The sequence below is a fragment of the Haladaptatus sp. AB618 genome (assembly GCF_024136965.1).
Lineage (GTDB): Archaea > Halobacteriota > Halobacteria > Halobacteriales > Haladaptataceae > Haladaptatus.
Genome location: NZ_JAMYJX010000004.1, coordinates 126,117 through 143,322, shown reverse-complemented (window position 1 = coordinate 143,322; position 17,206 = coordinate 126,117). Strand labels below are relative to the sequence as shown.

Genomic DNA, 17,206 nt, shown 5'->3' with positions numbered 1-17,206 from the left:
CTTGAATCGTTTCCCACCCGCACCCATGTGACGTTCGACCCAACGGGGAACGAGAGACGCCGGTTTCAAGCACGTAAGGTCCGTGGGACAGGCCACAAACGTCTGCCCGAAATCCTCCCATCGGAAGGTGGGAGGAGAGTAGGCCGTCTCCCGCCAATTTTACACTGACGACGAGATGATCGCCCAGCGCATGCTGTGAATTACGGCCATCGGACACGACTACGGCGACAGAGTGTCGATAAAAATCGATAAAACGGGACGACTTATCCGGTGTTCGTAAGCCCACCGTCCAGCACGAGTGATTCCCCGTTAACGTAATCCGCGAGATCGGAAGCCAGAAACAGCGCTGCATTTGCGACGTCCTGTGGTGTCCCAAATCGCTGCGAAGGAATCATCTGCTCGTACATCTCTCCTTCTTCGGTGCCGACGATTTCGACATCGTCGGTGGTCATCATCGTTTCGATGACCCCGGGGTGAATCGCATTGACACGGATTCCTTCGGAACCGAGTGCGTCAGCGAGCGCGTAGGTCATCAATCGAACGGCACCCTTCGAGGTACAATACGTAACGTATTCCCCGGTTCCTTCGAGTCCGGCGACACTGGAGAGGTTGATGATACTGCCACCTCCGTTCGCCACCATACGCTTGGCAGCGGCTTGCGCCCCGAAGAACACGCCTTTGACGTTGATGTCCATGAGTCGATTGTAGTCGTCTTCGGACACCTCCAGGAAATTTTCACCGCGGAAAATCCCGGCATTGTTGATCATGATGTCGACCCCGCCGAACTCCTCGGCTGCTTCGACGCTCGCTTCGAGATCGTCTTTCTCGGTGACGTCACATTTGACGAACGTTGCCTCGGATCCCGTTTCCGCAGCGATCGCTTCGTGCGTCGGAGTCCCGCCCTCACGCGGAGAGTCACGAATATCGGCAACGACGATGTCGGCACCTTCCTCGGCGAACGTTCTTGCAATCGCACGACCATTGCCACTCGAACCGCCCGTTATGACCGCTACCGAACCGGAAAGCAATTCATCCATGGTACCACTTCTTGTCACACGTTAGCAATCGAAATATCGATTATATAATAGTGGGGTCACGACTCTCGCTCAATTATTGATCCCGTTCGTTATCGTTTCCTTCCGACGTTCATAGTCAAGCTTCTCGGAATCAAGATCGCGACACTTCGCGAAAATATTGATACTCATACACCACCTAGTCGGTGAATATGAGCGTGTCCGGCCCAATTACAGTCCAACGGGTCAACGAACTCGTCACGGCTAATCAAGTGATCAGAGCACCCTACTACCATGCCGACCACGACGAGGGGGTTCGTTTCACGGACCCGGAAAAAGGGCTCCAATGGGGTGCCGACGTCGTTCCTGCCATGATGGGTCTCTTCCGAGTCGAAAAAGACACCCGTGGCGACCACCCCGACGGCTGGGTGGGTTTCGCTCGCCACTGGCGAGGAGGGACGATGCGGCTGGACTTCGACATGTTTTCTAGATCCGATGAGACGGACTCGATCCTGGTCGTGACCGCGATATCGGGGCGAGAGGGAGAGCAGACCATCGTGGACGAAGACTTCGGAGAAATCGAGCTTTCGGACCAGGTTCCGACGCAGGAGGATTGGGGAGGACGGCAAAAACGGTACCAGGCGATTCGGAGGGACGATACTGCCGATGGATCGGCAGCGGTACACGCGTATATTGCGGCGCTGCCGGGGTGGAATCGTGAGATTGCGGCACGATTCGACGAAATCGTTCGAAACGAGTTACCCCACGTGCGCCGCGCCGTGAAGTATCACCAGCCGTTCTACGGCGTCGAGGACCAGGGCTGGTTCGCGTCATTCAGTGCGTTCTCGAAACACGTGAAACTGACATTCGTGTGTGAAACGTACCTTGAGCCGAAGCCTCCCAGCGGGACGGGTCCGAAGAGACAGGCCCTGGACCTGAAGGAGACGGACACACTGGACGAGGAGCAGGTCGCTTCCTGGGTCCAACAGGCCGCCGCCGATCCGGGAATGGGCTGGTGAGGAACCCGACGCCTCCGCCCACGAATCCGACATCGAGGGCGAAGTGCAACCCGTTGACGAACGTTTCGATGAGCAGGTCTCCGAGCGTCCGCGGATTTGCTATTCAAAGACCTATCTTCCTTCCCGAATCGATTGATCAGATAGCGATACGTAGAGAACGATCCGTAGTATTAGCTCTCGTAGGTCTCTAAAAGCTCCGTGTATCGTTTTCGGATCGTCACGGGGGCGATATGGGCAACGGACCCGACCGCTTCCTGTGTCACCGATTCGTTGCTCAGCGTTGCGGCCGCATAGACCGCTGCGGCCGCAAGTGCGACGGGACTCTTTCCGATGTGGACGTTGTGCTGTTTTGCAGTATCCAGCAAAGCACGAGCCTGCCGTTCCGCGTCACCGCTTAGATCGAGTTCGGAGACGAAACGAGGAACGAACCGTATCGGATCCGTCGGTGCGATACCGATCTCCAGTTCGGCCGTGATGTAGCGATACGCTCGGTGAATACGGCGCCGCTCGACTCGACTGACGACCGCAAAATCGTCGAGACTAAGCGGTGCGTCTGCCTGACGAGCGGCAGCATAGAGGCTCGCGGTCGCCATCCCTTCGATCGACCGTCCGGGAAGCAGGTCGGCTTCGAGCGCACGCCGATAAATGACACCGGCGGTTTCGGTATCCGACCGCGGTATATCGAGCGCCGCAGCCATGCGGGAAATCTCCCCCAGCGCCTGCTTGAGATTTCGCTCCTGGTTCGATTTCGAGCGGTACCGTTCGTCCCACGTACGAAGTCGTTTCATTTTCCGCCGCTTTCGACTCCCGAGGGGCTTCCCGTTCGCATCGATGTTTCGATGGCTGATCGTCGTACTCAACCCCTTGTCGTGGAGTTGATTGGTCATCGGCGAACCGACGCGGCTTCGTTGTTGATCCTCTTCGGTAGAAAACGCCCGCCATTCGGGGCCGTGATCGATTGGACGATCGGAGATGACGAACCCACAGTCATCGCAGACTATTTCGGCTGCTTGGTTTGCGACCGAAACCCGTGTCTCACATTCCGGACACTCAAAGGAGCCAGCAGCGACATCCCTCTCTCGACGGTTCGAATGGTCCGTCTCGGTTTGCTGGTCCGGGGGTCGTGTTCGTCGTTCCATTTTAGCAACTCCTTCCGTATCTCAGGTTCTTCTGTGACTATGACTGCCATATACCATAGTCGGGGGCGATGGTTTTCACAAAGTAGGAATGAGGGATGGAAACCAGCGGACTCGAACACACGAAGGATGCAATGATGCTACCGCCGACCGGCTAGCCGTCCTTCCGTGAACGGCCGTCTATCCACCATCGGTCGTCTGAACGTCTCTGTCCATCATCGGTCGTCTGAACGTCTCCGTCTGTCAGTCGATGCTCGTTGAGTCGCCATCGTATTCCGGGAGGCTGATTCAGCGAAACTGTTGGGTCCACTCATCAGGGCGGTACTTCATCCGAGCGAAATGTCGAGATACAGCATCACGATCGTTCCGAAAATCGTCCCGAGGGTTGCGATACGCTCGTACCCTTTCGTGTGTGTCTCCGGAACGATTTCGTCGCTGATGACGAACAGCATCGCTCCCGCGGCGAATCCCATCGCGTAGGGGAGTAAGGCCGAAACTGATTGAACGGCGTACGCACCGAGGACCGCGAGTGGTATCTCGACCAGACCGGAACGAACCCCCGCGAATGCAGCATAGAAGCGTTTGTCCAATCCCGCGTTGATCGCGGCCACCGAAACCGCCAATCCCTCCGGAATATTCTGGATACCGATGGCGAGCATTAGCGGAATCGCCGTACCGAGATCACCGCTGCCGAAACCCACGCCAACCGCGAGTCCCTCGGGCATATTGTGGAGCGTAATCGCGAGAATAAACAGGATGACACCGGAGAGTCGTTCGTCGTCTACGGGTAAATCGGTACTCGGATTCGCGGCGTCCGTTCTCCGTCGACCGGTGAGTAGAAAGTGTGCGTGCGGCACGAGTACGTCTGCACGGTCCAAAAAGAGCGCACCCAGTGCGATTCCGACCAGGACTGGGATGGGATTTCCATCGGAATAGGTTTCGATCCCGGGAATAATGAGGCTCGTAAAACTCGCAGCAAGCATTACGCCGGCAGCGAATCCGAGCGCACCGTCCATCGCCCGCTCGGATGGATCCCGCCAAACGAAAACCAACGACGCTCCGAGAAGGTTGAGAAACGCGATGATCACCCCTCCGATAAGCCCGTTGACGACCGGATCCGACCCAAACCACGCTGTAAACTGCGGGACTACCATCGGAGCCACCTCTCATCGTTCGAAACCATTGTTCCCCGGAGAATATTCACCGTCTTCCCGTATTAATGGTTGAGTGATACTGGTTTCGGGAATCGGTTCACTCGGTCCGTCGGGTCTGGCCCGGCAAGCACGGTCCGGGAGTAGTCTAAAGCCATCACCGCCGGATTTCCGGCGTTTTCTTCGTTCGAGGGCCAGTTCATCCCCACGTCCACCGCGCGTCGAGAACGTACCGGTACACCCCACTGATACCGATCGCAACGGCGTTCGCGAGTAGATAGAGAACGTTCCCCCAGTTCACGAGGCAAAAGAGGATGCCGAGCTGAATCGGGATCGCCGTCCCGCGGACGACGTTCGTTTTGAGCAATCCGACGAGGTAGCCTTTCGAACTCGTGTTTCGACTCGCCTGGAACGTCCACGCGTTATTGAGATTGTATTGAAACAGAATCGTAATCTCGATGGCGATCAGTGCGCCAAACAAGTAATCGAGGCCCGTTTTATCGACGAACATCCATAGCAGGATCGTTTGCACTCCCGCGGCGACACCCCCGACGAAAACGAACCGCCGCAACTGGGGCGTGAACAGGCCGCTGTGGAGATTACGAGGGAATCCCCGTGACATCTCTTATAGCTGAGGTGCTCGGGTCGTGTAGTCCTGTCGCTTCCGTCGTGGCTGTGAACGTCCTTCGACCAACAGGGTGGGACGCCCGTTCGAACGGGAGCGATCGGCCGCTCTAGGCGGCGGGGCGTCCTGTAGTGGTGTCCTCGTCGTCGCTGGCCGTCTCACCAAACTCGTCATCGTCGTCCGCCGTGAGTTCGGTGTACGCCGTTGCGAGCACGGCGGTCGAGAAGACCGTCGTGATAGCGCTCGCGGCCTGTGCGAACACCAAGGCGACGATATCGCCAGCGAGACTCCCACTTGCGAGGTCACCGAGGCCGAAGACGAGGTTGACGAGTACCACGAGGAAGAACACGGCCACGCCCAACACGAAGAGGTTGAGGCGGTATCCACGCGTCAATCCCCAACTGTTGCGGAACGCCGTGATGAAGTTCTGATCTTCGACGGCCACGTACACCGTCCAGAACGCCAAGGTCACGAGCAGGAAGATACCCGGGACGACGAACGCGACCAAACCCAGTGCGACGATGATTCCGAAGACGATCACGCCGACGAAGAGGTTGATCGCGGCCCAGACCATATTCCGGGTGAAGTATTCTCGGGGGAGACGTTCGGTTTCGTCGCTCACGAACACGCGAATGGCCGCGATGCTTACGACGAGCAACGCGATGCCCAACAGTAACGAGACGATTCCTGCACCGAGGGACGGGACGAGCAACGTCGGGTCCACTTGTCCACTGTTGGCGAACTGCTGCCCGGCGTTCAATCGATCGACGCCGAGTCCGAGCACGCCGTCGAGGACGGAGATGACGAAGATGATCCCCATGAGGGTGAGTCCGTTTCGTTCGGTACTGCGGCGGTAGCCACGCTTGAGCACGGCGGTGATATCGATCGGCATAATCACCCGTATAGTACGTCATGTGAGGAGATATAGATGTCGTGTGGTTGCCACCTGGCGAGAACTAGATCGTGATCCACGCCGCGGCGGCGGTGATCAGCGGCCTATCGGGTAACGATCAGCAGTCGACCGGGTAACGATCAGCAGCCGTGGGGGGTAAGCTCCTTCGTGTACAGCGAATCGTCGTTCATATCCTTGAGCGTTACCGTCAGTGCGTCGGATCGACCATCGACGTCGACTTGCCCGAAGAACTGCAGTCCGTCGCTCGGCGGAAGGTTCGCTTCCCCTTCCGGTGGACTCTTCTCGAAGACGACTTCCGGTCCGAAGGTGTCGTCGAGTTCGTTCGGTCCGAACGTTCCGGCGTGAAGCGGACCGGAGACGAACTCCCAGAACGGTTCGAACTCGGAGAACGACGCCCGTTTCGGGTGGTAGTGGTGGGCCGCCGCGTAGTGGACGTCCGCCGTTAGCCAAACGACGTTCCGAATGCCTTCCGAGCGCATGAACGAGAGCAACTCTTTGATCTCCAGTTCCCGACCTTTCGGTATCCCGTCGTCCGCGTTTGCGACCGCTTCGTACTTGTCGCCATCGGTGACCACGAGTCCGATCGGCATGTCCGCCGCGATGATCTTCCACGTCGCCTCGGAGTTCGAGAGCGCGTCTTTGAGCCAGTCCAGTTGCGTGTCGCCGAGGAAGTCCGTTTTCGGCCCCGGTTCCGTCTGCGTGTTCCCCGTGTTCGGACCTCGATAGCTCCGCATGTCGAGCCGAAATACCTCCAGCGAGGGGCCGTACGGGAAGCGCTGATAGATCGCATCGTCGACGTCCTCCCGCGGGCGAATCGGCATGTAGTCGAGGAACGACCGCTGGCTACGTGCCGCGAGTAGGTTCACGCTTTTGACGTCGTGCGGATCGTCCGCCGGTAGTTTCTCGTTCGGGTACCAATTGTTGAGGACTTCGTGATCGTCCCACTGCGGAATCATCGGAACCTCGGAGACGAACTCTCGGTAGTGGTCGTCCCGGAGGTTGTACCGGTAGTTCCCACGAAACTCGGCGAGCGTGTCGGCGACGTCGGATTTCGCTTCCGTAACGACGTTGTGCCAAACGCTGCCGTCGTCGAGTTCGACGCGTTCTTCGAGCGGCCCATCGGCGTAGATCGAATCGCCGGAGTGGATGAAGAAGTCGGGGTCCGTTTTCCGCATCGATTCGAACGTCTTCATGCCACCGAAGTCTGGGTTGATCCCCCACCCTTGCCCGACGACGTCTCCACCCCAGACGAACCGGATATCTGTTCGATCCGTCGGGGGCGTTCGAAACGACCCTCCCACCGGATCGCTTCGGGTTCCTGGCTCCCGAAGGCTCTCGAACTCCACCCGATACTGAATCTCTTCACCCCGAGGGAGTCCCTCGATGTCGATCGTTGCGGTATAGTCGCTGTCCGCGAGTGCCGCCGGTCCACGGATCGTCCGTTTCTCGGAGAACTCCCGGTCGGTCGAAAGGTGGAGGTACATTCGTGCCGGGCCGCTCGCCCGACTCCAGATAAGGGCTCTATCTCCGACGATATCGCCGACCTGTGCACCGTTCGGTGCTGACAGTACGTCCGTCGAACGGGAGTCCCGATCCGCTGGCTTCGACTCTTCGGCTATCGTCGATTCGGGAACCATCGTCCCGCCGAAGGCGACAGCGGCGGTCGTTCGCATCGCATCCCTTCTCGTTACGTTTTCCAGCATGTTGTTTATCGATTCCAGGACGATAATATAGCAGTTTATAAGAGTGAACAATACTGCTATGGTATCCCCCGAAGCTGTACGAGGGGTCATGGAGACGTGGAAATTCGGAGCGAATCAACGGTACGAGAGCGGACTAGTCGACGCGCGGATAGAGGTTTCGAAGGAACCGGTCCCCGAATACGAGGACGAGTAGCGCCCCGAATAGATCGAACAGGAGGTCGAAGAGGATATCCGATCTGCCGTAGGAAACGAGGATCGGTTCGCGGTCGAAGCGGTCGGCGATGGCGTGAATCAGATACTCCATGAGTTCCCACAGAACGCCGAGACCGACGACGACCGCCAGGACGCGCGGACGGGGGTCGCGGCCTTGGCGGCGAGCGGTAACGAAGGCGAGTCCCCCGAGAAGCGTCGCCGAGTGCGTGTGGGTGAGGTGGTCCCACCACCACACGTCGTCGTACGGACCGAGCATACCCACGGTGTGGGTCAGCATCGCGGCGTCCGAATAGACGCGCTGCCACGGTCCAAAGCCGACATCGTACTTGTGGTCGATAGCGTCGGGGAGATACGTCGCTACGAATGCGACCAGCGCGTTGACGGCTGCACCGGGATTTCGCCGACGGAGGCCAAGGACGAACACGGCGAGAATCGCGTACCGGATCCCTCGCTCCGTCTCTCGGGCCATCGGTTGGTGTTGATCCTCTGCCACGGGTATCAATCGGATGATAACGGTTGCGTTGCACAAATACTGTGCGCTTCCGTATGTTCCATCTCCGATGAATCGACGACCGGTCTTTCGGAAGTCGGAATCGGAAACCGTGGAATCGTCCCGAATCTCGAAGCCGCGGTCCCTCCTTCGAGGGGGGATGACGATTCGGGTTCGTGTCCTGCCGTGGTATCCTCGGCAGTGGTACCCCATCTATTGCTCCGCGGTACCGGTTCGATGGGTGGTGGAGCGCTCGTTTCAACCTTACCGGTCGAACCACCCGGCATCATCCCGCCGTCCTCGATTTTCACGAGCGAACTGGCGGATTTTGATCCGCCCGATATTCCGTGACGTATCGTTCTCACAGACCGCCCTCTTCATCGGGGTCCTTCGTCTACACCATCACTCGTTGTGGGGGGTATTCCCGTCACGTTTCGATGTTCGGTACAACGATCACGGGGACTCGGTGACGTCGGTCGTTCCGGTATCGGAACATTCGGAACCGACCCTGGCTTGCCTATCCGATAGTCGGTCGATGTAGCATCCGTGATGATATCCGATACTCCGCCGGAACTCCCGTCGCTCGACTCCGGAGTCACAATGCTCACTACGGACGAACGAACGACCGGTCCGCTCCACTCGCTCGTGCTCGACCGACTGCTCCTCGATCAGGGGTCGGCCGTTTGGGTCGACGCTCGTGGTCACGGAACGACGCGCTCGCTCACCCAAGTCACCCCGTCGATGCGTGTCCTCGACCGGATTCACATCGCTCGGGCATTCACGCCGTGGCAACACCTGAGTCTCGTGCGGGACCTCGCTGGCGAACTCACGGACGAAACGTCGATCGCCGTCCTCCCCGCCGTCGACTGGTTCTATCGGTCGGAGGACCTCCCCCGAGGAGCGGACGAACGCATGCTCTCGGCCGCGGCAGAACGGATCGAAGCGCTCGCCGAGACGTTCGAGAATCCGATACTCGTGACCTTGCATGCGGACGATGCGCTCTCGGCACCGATTCGCGAGATTGCGGATCGGACGGTCCGGTGTGAGCGAACGCGGTTCGGACCACGGTTCACGGGCGATGAGTACGAGACGTTGGTTTACCCCCTGGAGAATGGAATGGTGCAGACGACGCTCGCGTATTGGAAACGCGTCCTGGCGGATCGGCATCCGGCGATGGTCGATGCCGACGTTCCACCGGAGGTGCGTGCGAATGGGGCGCACTAACTCGACGTATCGTGAGTTGCTCCGGGCGACGGAGTCCCGATGGGGTGACTACCGACGGGCACTCCGACGCGCCGACCAGGGCGTCTTCGATCGCCTGTTCGAGTATGCCCGTGCCCATGCCGACGCGAGTGGGCTTTTGAACCACCAACTCGTCGAGATTCCGGCGCTCGTCTCGATGCTGATCGAACAACAGAAGCGACTCGACGATCTGGAAGACCGACTCGCTCACGTCGAGGACGATTTGAACGACCGGGGATGAGGCCATGGTGTACAAAATCGACTACGTCGACGGCGACGTTCTCACCTGGTCGGTAACCGAGTCGGGTGTGAACTGCGAAGTGGACGAATCGTACACGCCGACGATCTACGTGTCGGTGCACGGCGACGGTGAGTTTTCCACGGCACGTGCTGCGCTTCGTGACCTCCCTTCCGTCGTGGAGGTTGCCGTCGTCGATCGACGCGTGAGCTTCCGAAACGATCCCGAGCGCGTACTTCGGGTGGATGTGGTCGACCTCACAGCAGTCGACTCGGTGGCCCGAACGGTGAGCAAGTGGGGTTCGCCCGGCGAGTACCGATGTTACAACGTCGACTTCTCGCGGGAGTTTCGCTACTGTCTCGAAGCGGGAATCGACCCGCTTCCGGAGCACGAACTCTCGCGGATGCGAATCGCCGTCGCGGAGACGGAACTCGCGAGCGGAACCGTCACGGAACTCACGATCGACGACGAGACGGTAACCGGAAGCGGTGCGGACGTGGTGGCCACGCTGTCGGCCCGCGTCGAACGGGCCGATCCGGACGTTCTCTTCCTGAATACCAGCGACCTCGTTCCCGTCCTCTTTGGGCAGGCCGAGCGGCTCGACGTGGCGTTTCAGCTCGGACGACGGCCGGGGTGGCAGCAGTTGGCGGGTGAATCGACGTACGAGAGCTACGGACGAGTCGGCCACTCACCGGCACGCTACAACCTGCCCGGTCGGGCGATCATCGACGGTTCGAACACGTTCATGTGGAATCAGACGAACCTCGATGGCTGTCTGTATCTCGTGAAGCGGTCGGGGAAACCACTGCAGGAACTGGCGTGGTCGTCGATCGGGAACGTTTTGACCGGGATTCAGATCCGGGAAGCCCGCGAACGGGACGTGCTCGTGCCGTGGCACTCGTGGCGTCACGAGCGGTTCAAAACGATGCGCCAATTGCGCGATGCCGACCGCGGTGGATTCACCTTCGCGCCGGACGTCGGCCTGCACGAGGACGTCCACGAACTCGACTTCTCCTCGTTGTATCCGAACATCATCGTCACGCGGAACGTGAGCCCGGAGAAGATTCGCTGTGAATGTCACGCCGGGAGGAAGGACGTGCCGGGAATCGGCTACTCGATCTGTGACGAGCGGGGCTATCTTCCGGACGTGCTCGAACCGCTCATCGAGGATCGAGATAGAATCAAAGCCGAGATTCGCGGGACTGAGAACGAGGAGCGTCGCGACGAGTTGGCGGGCCAATCGAGCGCGATCAAGTGGATCTTGGTGTCGTGTTTCGGCTATCAGGGCTTTTCGAACGCGAAGTTCGGGCGCATCGAGTGCCACGAGGCGATCAACGCGTTTGCCAGGGAAATCCTGTTGGAGACGAAAGCGGTGCTCGAAGCGAACGGGTGGCGGATCGTGCACGGCATCGTCGATAGCGTGTGGGTGACACCGATCGAAGGCGAAGAACGGACGCCGCTGTCCCAGCTTGCGACTCGGATTTCAGAGCAGGTGGAGATTCGGCTCGAACACGAAGCCCACTACGACTGGATCGCGTTCGTTCCGTTGCGCGATTCGGATGCCGGTGCGTTGACGAAGTACTTCGGGAAGGTCGCTGGCGAAGACGAGTACAAGTACCGCGGGATCGAGTGTCGCCAGCGCAGTACGCCGTCGTACATCGACGAGGCGCAGAAAGCGTTGATCCGAGCGGTGGACGAGCATCGTGATCCGGAGGCCGTTTGTGAGGAGTTACGGTCGTGGATAGACCGACTTGAGCGTGGCGCGGTCGACCCGAGCGAGTTGGTGATCACGAACCGGGTTTCGAAAAATCGGGAGGAGTACACGCAATCGACGCGGAGCGTGGCGGCACTGGAGCGAGCGGCCGAGTTGGAGTTGGCGCGGTCGCCGGGTCAGAGCGTGTCGTACGTGGTGGTGGACGATGCGAAGAAATCGCGTGAACGAGTGGCGTTGGCGGTCGAGGAGCCGACCGAGTATGATTCCGGCTTCTATCGGGAGTTGCTAGTACGGGGGGCAGAGAGTGTACTGTCACCGCTGGGATGGCGTGAGAAACACATCGAACGATTCCTCTCGGATCACGACGAACGCAGCCTCAAATCGTTTTTCTAATAAGTACGAATTCGGAAAATTGATAGTATTTAGTCAGCCGCTTGACCACCGTCCACCGGCAGTGTGTGGCCGGTGATATACGAGGCGTCGGACGAACAGAGGAATGCGACCACGCCAGCCATTTCCTCCGGCTCTGCGACGCGTCCCATTGGGACATCGGTCATCGCCGACGTATCGAACGGCATCGATGTCGGGTCACTCCCACTTCCCACCGAGCCGGCCTGAATGTTCGTTTTCGTCGGACCCGGCGCGATTGCATTGACCCGAATACCACGAGTAGCATATTCGAGGGCGGCTGTTTTGGTTAGACCGACAACCCCGTGCTTACTGGCCGAATAACTAGCGAGTCCGCCCATCCCAACCAGTCCCGCCTCGGAAGCTGTATTTACGATTACTCCGCTTCCCTGCTCTTCCATGACAGGGAGTTCGGCCCTCATGCACGCCCAAATACCCTTTAGATTGATCGCGAGGAGTTTGTCCCAATCTGTTTCTTCGATGTCTGCCATCTCTACGAAGCCTGTGAGGATTCCCGCGTTGTTGTGCGCGAAATCGAGGCTTCCGTACGTATCGACCGCGATATCGACCATCCGCTCGACTGATTCGACGTCGGAAACATCGATTTCAACGAACGTCGCGTCACCGCCATCGTCTTCGATCAGATCAACTGTTTCACGTCCAGTTTCCTCGACCACATCCGCGATAACGACGTTTGCTCCCTCCTTCGCGAGACGCTGTGCCGACGCGCGTCCGATCCCCGATCCTGCTCCCGTTACCACTGCCGTCTTTTCGTTTAGTCCGTTCATGATCATTCCTCGATGGTGCACGTGAGCGATTCGAGACCGTACAGGCTGTATAGCGGCTGTAGATCCGTCAAATCCGCCTCTATCGTTTCGAATCGGTCGAGCAGTACTTCGAACGCGACGTCCGCTTCGATTCGTGCGAGCGGAGCGCCCAAACAGTAGTGGACACCCTTTCCGAATGCGATGTGTCGGTTCGGACGTCGCTCGGGACGGAACTCTTCGGGAGCATCGAAGAGTTCAGGGTCACGGTTGGCCGCACCTAGCCACGCCGTTACGACGTCTCCTTCCCGAATCTTGTGCCCGTTCAATTCGACGTCCTCCAACGCAACACGGTCCAACGATTGAATCGGAGAGCGATATCGGAGCACCTCCTCGATCGCCTGTTTTCGATCGATCTCTCCGGTTCGAATCGCATCGGTCATTCCCCGTTCCTCGAAACACCAGAGGGCGTTCGTCAGAAGGTTCGTCGTCGTGATATTCCCCGCAACGAGAAGGAGCATACAGAAACCGATCTGTTCTCCCCTGCTCAACTCCTCGCTCGTCGCGGCAAGCGTAATGAGATCGTCCCCGCTTCCGTCTTGGCGTTCTTCGAGCAACTGGGCGAAGTACTGGCCCATCTGTTGTTGTGCCCACTGAGTCCGCTCTTGGCTCCGTTTGATCGAAGCTTCGGATCCATCCTCGGGACGTGCGACGAGTGCATCCGACCATTCTTTGAACTCATCACGACGTTCGACAGGAATTCCCAACAGTTCAGCGATGATCGTTATCGGAAGCCGAATTGCGAACTCGTCGACGAAATCGAATCGGTCCTTGCCATCGATTTGGTCCAATACTTCTTCGGTCAACTCCTCGATTCGAGGCCGATACTCTCTGAGCGTCCCCGGTTGGAATCGTTCGTTGACGAACCCGCGTAGTCGCTCGTGTCCCGGTGGGTCGACCATGATCATCGTCTGAAACATCGCCCCGTCATCGTCCGTGACGTTCTCGGAGCCTGATCGATTCGCGGTAAACGACTCGTAATCGGTGAGCACGTGATTGACCTCCTCATACTGAAAGAGGTCCCACTGCTGTCGCTGCTCGTCGAAGTGTACAGGAGAGCGCTGACGCATTTCAGCGTACCACTCGAAGGGCTCCAATTGTCCGTTTCGACTACGGATCGCTTCCGGCAGTTCGCTCTTCCCCGCGACCGGATCTGTGGACTGCATGAGTTAATTGACCAATTAATCAATTATAGGCTTTTTTCTTATTCTATCTGATACCGGGGTGCAGAAACACGGGTTGTGCGAAAGCAGGACCTCTACAAACAGCGCTCAGAGGGCCTTATTTCGGAGAGAGGGGGTTTCTCGAATTCGGGCAGAAGTCGTTCGTGATTCCGAAGCGAGGACTCGACGGAAATCGATGACAAACCGCCCACGCGAGAGCGGAGATTAGTCTTCGCGAGAGATGTCCGCTACGATTCCATCGATGATCGTCAGAACTCGTTCGACGGCGTCGTCGCGGTTCGTCGTCGTCCGTGTGTGTAGTCCCTGTTCGATAAGAAAGCAGATGTGGTCCGCCGTCAGTTCCGCATCGACCGACTGGAACTGCCCGCTTTCTATCCCCGCTTGGAGTATTCGGGTGATCATCGTCCGGAGACTGTCCTCTGCTTGCGTCGTTTCCTTTCGGAAGTCGTCGTCCCACGTCGCGTGCGCCCACAGTTCGACGTAAACCCGTGAAACCGCCGTCTCGATGTCCGACGGTGGGGAAAATATGGCTCGTTCGACTTGTGCTGATGTCGGGTGTAGTATCTGTCTCACGAACCGTCTCAGTTCGTCCTCCGCATCGATGATCGGTTGCTCGTTCTGCTGTCCGACGAATATCTCGACGAAGACGTCGAGCATCGAGCGGAGGAGGTCGTCTTTACTATCGTAATAGTGGTATATTATGGAGGGATTTTGACCCAGTTCGTTACCGATATCCTTGATCGATAGATCCGCGTATCCGTGCTCGACTAGCGCGCGAAACGCGGCCTCTCTAATTCGCTGTTCGGTTTCCGGATAGCTGCTCATCGTAGTATCGTTATGTTGGATGTAGGACTAGAAGGTGACTTCAATATTGCCCATGGCGGGAGCGAATCCGATCACGTAAAAAGGAGGTGTCGTTAGTACGCCTTCGTCGCTACCGATGCTCCACCGCTGTCGGTGACTGAAACGGTGTCACCGCCGTTATTCCAAACGGCACCCGACCGACCCCAGTACACATCGCTATTCGTATCCGACCCGCTTCCCGAATGAAGCGTGACCGTCTGGCCCGGACTGAGCGTCAAACTGGAGAACGTGTACGTTTTCCCAGACTCGTCCGAGACGGTCCATCCGGTTACGTCGATCGATGTCGTACCGGTATTCTCCAGAACGACATATTCGTCGTTCAGATTGTCGTTGTCGTTGCCCGCTGCATCCTCGTGGATCCGTGAGATACTCACTGACCCACCGCCGTCACCGACATTTCGACAACCCCATGCGTTCTGTTCGCCGTCCTGTGCCGACGCTTCGGCGCTGTAGTACGAGTCACTCTTGGTGAACGTCGAATCGTACACACGAGCCTGACCACTTTGGACGAGTTTGTAATTGTAATCGGCTCCCCCATAGTAAACGTAGGCGAGGAGACGACCGTAATATCCTCGGTGGTCCGATTCGGAATCGAATTTGAGGGTTATCTGTTTCCCTTCGAGGTTGTTCTTCATGAACGCTTTTGCGTTCTCTCCCTCCGAGTGGAGACAATCCTTTCCGGCTTGTGTGTTTGGAACGCCCTCCCACTCATCAGGAGTGTTTTCACCGTACGTTTCAGGGGTGTCGACGCCGAGTAAACGAACGGTATCGGTCGTCCCGTTTGCATACTGAACGTCGAGGGTATCGCCATCGACGACGTTCGTTACCGTCACTTGTTGGCTATCGGTTATCTCGGCAGTAGCTGGTGTGACGACGAGTGCGACTGTTAGGCCACAGACCAGTAATACTGTCACTGTCGCTATAACAACCTTCGCGCCGCTGTTTTCTTTTCCCACAAGAAGGAATTAATTTGAAGGCGTATGTAAATTTGTATTGGGAATATGATGAAATAAATAGCCGAATATATCGTCCGCTTTTCGGACCGTAGACTATCCCGTCTACCCCTACCCGGTATACAGATTGCCGATATTCTCGCCGGAAAACGTTGTACAACGGTGCTCCTCGTCGCTGATAACGCTCGTTCAGTCGCTGAAAGAGGAAGACTTTCCTCTCGTCTTTTCTTCGTCGGTTCGAGAAGACCCCTCCGACCAAGGATAGATGGAACGCATCAGATGAGCGATTCTCGACGGCAAAGACGGCGATTCCGTCTTTCGTTGTGCCACTGTAACGTGATCGTCTATCTTCGTCAGTCGTCGTTCGATATCCTCTTCGAACTGTGCCAGTGTCTCTCGGTCGATATGTGGATTCTTTCGGAAGCGTTCCAAATCCGACCTGATGTCGAGCAAAGCGCGTGCTCGTTCTTCCGGTTCCTGTTCTGCCGCTCGATTCAACCGCCGTTTCATGTGATTAACTAATGACTTCTTCATCGTTCCCCCACCCGGGCCAGTGATGTGATGAGTGATCAGGGACGACCCGGTATAACCGCTTACCTGGTATGCCGTTGTCCATTAAATTTCTACTGGTAGAATGTCCGGTTTTATCCCGATAGATCCGGTTCTATATTCTTCAGAACATTCGTGAGAACGATTACAACATATCTCCCGATCGCATTTCCACAAACGACAATCGTCTCTAATAACGGCCGAAATAGCTCTACAAACGGTCCGACCGTTGCTGTCGCTTGTGTCTTCGCTGTCCCCGGTTCGATTCTGACACCAAAACACCAGATTATTTATACGATGTTTGTCCGGGATATGTATCTATGGGATAGTATGCGTGGGTATTTCTCACACAGTATCGAAGACGTCCTCTAAATCGAGCAGTGGACCAAATAACGGAAATTTGCCATGATTCGTTCTGCAGTCAGCAACAGTTCGACACGATGTCGAGATGATCGTCTCTGGATGCTAAAGAAAATGGCATAAATCTGCGGTCCACGAGGATAGGACCCGTAAAGACATGAAGGCCGATGACGATTGAATTTTCATGACACGATCTGAAGAGTTGGCCGAGTTCAAAGAATCGCTCGGGGAACTGATCGAAGAGGCACCCGAACTCGAACAGTTCGTCGGGTTCGTCGAGTCCTCGGAAGCGACGTCCGTTATCGACCACAAGACCAAGGAGTTGATGTCGCTCGCCATCGGCGTCGTCACCCGCTGTGATCATTTGCATCCTCTGGCACATCGATGCCGCGCTGGAGGCCGGTGCGACCCACGAGGAGATCGTCGAGACGCTGAAGATCGCCGTCGTCATGGGAGGTGGCCCGGCGATGACCTACGCAACCGTCGCGTACGAGACGCTTCGGGCGCTCGAAGCCGAGCGCGAGACGTAACTCGTCGGTGGACCCATCGGTGCCGACATCGGAAACCGTCTTCTTGAGACGACCGAGGGGAAACTCGAAGCGCTAGC

The 17,206-nt window shown here is 57.6% G+C and carries 16 protein-coding genes; 5 read left to right on the top strand and 11 right to left on the bottom strand.

Annotated elements, in window-relative coordinates; genetic code table 11:
- Window positions 1-263 precede the first annotated feature (263 nt).
- Window positions 264-1,037 (bottom strand): SDR family oxidoreductase, encoded by a 774-nt coding sequence (locus NKF26_RS14035; RefSeq protein ID WP_253225986.1) that lies wholly within the window; start codon window positions 1,035-1,037, stop codon window positions 264-266.
- 188 nt (window positions 1,038-1,225) lie between these two features.
- Here NKF26_RS14035 and NKF26_RS14030 point away from each other — a divergent pair, with 188 nt between their 5' ends.
- On the top strand, window positions 1,226-2,032 hold the full coding sequence (locus tag NKF26_RS14030) for a DUF1801 domain-containing protein (RefSeq protein ID WP_253225706.1): 807 nt from the start codon (window positions 1,226-1,228) through the stop codon (window positions 2,030-2,032).
- Window positions 2,033-2,202: 170 nt separating this feature from the next.
- On the opposite strand, the gene NKF26_RS14025 is transcribed toward NKF26_RS14030, so the two are convergent.
- The 6 genes from NKF26_RS14025 to NKF26_RS14000 form a co-directional block, all read right to left on the bottom strand.
- Complete coding sequence (locus NKF26_RS14025) at window positions 2,203-3,171, bottom strand: transcription initiation factor IIB family protein (protein WP_253225705.1); 969 nt, start codon at window positions 3,169-3,171, stop codon at window positions 2,203-2,205.
- Window positions 3,172-3,494: 323 nt separating this feature from the next.
- On the bottom strand, window positions 3,495-4,322 hold the full coding sequence (locus NKF26_RS14020) for a ZIP family metal transporter (RefSeq protein WP_253225704.1): 828 nt from the start codon (window positions 4,320-4,322) through the stop codon (window positions 3,495-3,497).
- Between the two features lie 196 nt (window positions 4,323-4,518).
- Window positions 4,519-4,941, bottom strand: coding sequence for a GtrA family protein (locus tag NKF26_RS14015; protein WP_253225703.1), 423 nt, complete (start codon window positions 4,939-4,941; stop codon window positions 4,519-4,521).
- A 112-nt stretch (window positions 4,942-5,053) separates the two neighbouring features.
- Window positions 5,054-5,836 carry a hypothetical protein gene (locus tag NKF26_RS14010; RefSeq protein ID WP_253225702.1) on the bottom strand — a complete coding sequence of 261 codons (783 nt, stop codon included), beginning with the start codon at window positions 5,834-5,836 and terminating at the stop codon, window positions 5,054-5,056.
- Between the two features lie 140 nt (window positions 5,837-5,976).
- A complete protein-coding gene (locus NKF26_RS14005) occupies window positions 5,977-7,560 on the bottom strand; it encodes an alkaline phosphatase (protein ID WP_253225701.1) in 1,584 nt (527 codons plus the stop codon).
- Between the two features lie 133 nt (window positions 7,561-7,693).
- Window positions 7,694-8,242, bottom strand: a complete 549-nt coding sequence (locus NKF26_RS14000; RefSeq protein ID WP_253225985.1) for a hypothetical protein — start codon at window positions 8,240-8,242, stop codon at window positions 7,694-7,696.
- Window positions 8,243-8,812: 570 nt separating this feature from the next.
- Between NKF26_RS14000 and NKF26_RS13995 the strand changes: the two genes are divergently transcribed.
- From NKF26_RS13995 to NKF26_RS13985, 3 genes are read left to right on the top strand one after another with little or no spacing between them, the layout of a single operon-like run.
- Window positions 8,813-9,487 (top strand): hypothetical protein, encoded by a 675-nt coding sequence (locus NKF26_RS13995; RefSeq protein WP_253225700.1) that lies wholly within the window; start codon window positions 8,813-8,815, stop codon window positions 9,485-9,487.
- Window positions 9,474-9,746, top strand: a complete 273-nt coding sequence (locus NKF26_RS13990) for a hypothetical protein (RefSeq protein WP_253225699.1) — start codon at window positions 9,474-9,476, stop codon at window positions 9,744-9,746. Before NKF26_RS13995 ends, NKF26_RS13990 begins: the two co-directional genes overlap by 14 nt.
- A gap of 4 nt (window positions 9,747-9,750) precedes the next feature.
- Window positions 9,751-11,850 carry a type B DNA-directed DNA polymerase gene (locus NKF26_RS13985; RefSeq protein ID WP_253225698.1) on the top strand — a complete coding sequence of 700 codons (2,100 nt, stop codon included), beginning with the start codon at window positions 9,751-9,753 and terminating at the stop codon, window positions 11,848-11,850.
- Window positions 11,851-11,879: 29 nt separating this feature from the next.
- Here NKF26_RS13985 and NKF26_RS13980 read toward each other — a convergent pair whose 3' ends face one another.
- From NKF26_RS13980 to NKF26_RS13965, 4 genes are all read right to left on the bottom strand, one after another.
- On the bottom strand, window positions 11,880-12,653 hold the full coding sequence (locus NKF26_RS13980) for an SDR family NAD(P)-dependent oxidoreductase (protein ID WP_253234468.1): 774 nt from the start codon (window positions 12,651-12,653) through the stop codon (window positions 11,880-11,882).
- Between the two features lie 2 nt (window positions 12,654-12,655).
- Complete coding sequence (locus NKF26_RS13975) at window positions 12,656-13,855, bottom strand: cytochrome P450 (RefSeq protein ID WP_253234467.1); 1,200 nt, start codon at window positions 13,853-13,855, stop codon at window positions 12,656-12,658.
- 222 nt (window positions 13,856-14,077) lie between these two features.
- Window positions 14,078-14,698 carry a TetR/AcrR family transcriptional regulator gene (locus NKF26_RS13970; protein WP_066146977.1) on the bottom strand — a complete coding sequence of 207 codons (621 nt, stop codon included), beginning with the start codon at window positions 14,696-14,698 and terminating at the stop codon, window positions 14,078-14,080.
- Between the two features lie 92 nt (window positions 14,699-14,790).
- Window positions 14,791-15,651 (bottom strand): lamin tail domain-containing protein, encoded by an 861-nt coding sequence (locus NKF26_RS13965; RefSeq protein WP_253234466.1) that lies wholly within the window; start codon window positions 15,649-15,651, stop codon window positions 14,791-14,793.
- A 1,304-nt stretch (window positions 15,652-16,955) separates the two neighbouring features.
- Between NKF26_RS13965 and NKF26_RS13960 the strand changes: the two genes are divergently transcribed.
- Window positions 16,956-17,129, top strand: coding sequence for a carboxymuconolactone decarboxylase family protein (locus NKF26_RS13960; RefSeq protein ID WP_253225693.1), 174 nt, complete (start codon window positions 16,956-16,958; stop codon window positions 17,127-17,129).
- Window positions 17,130-17,206 lie beyond the last annotated feature (77 nt).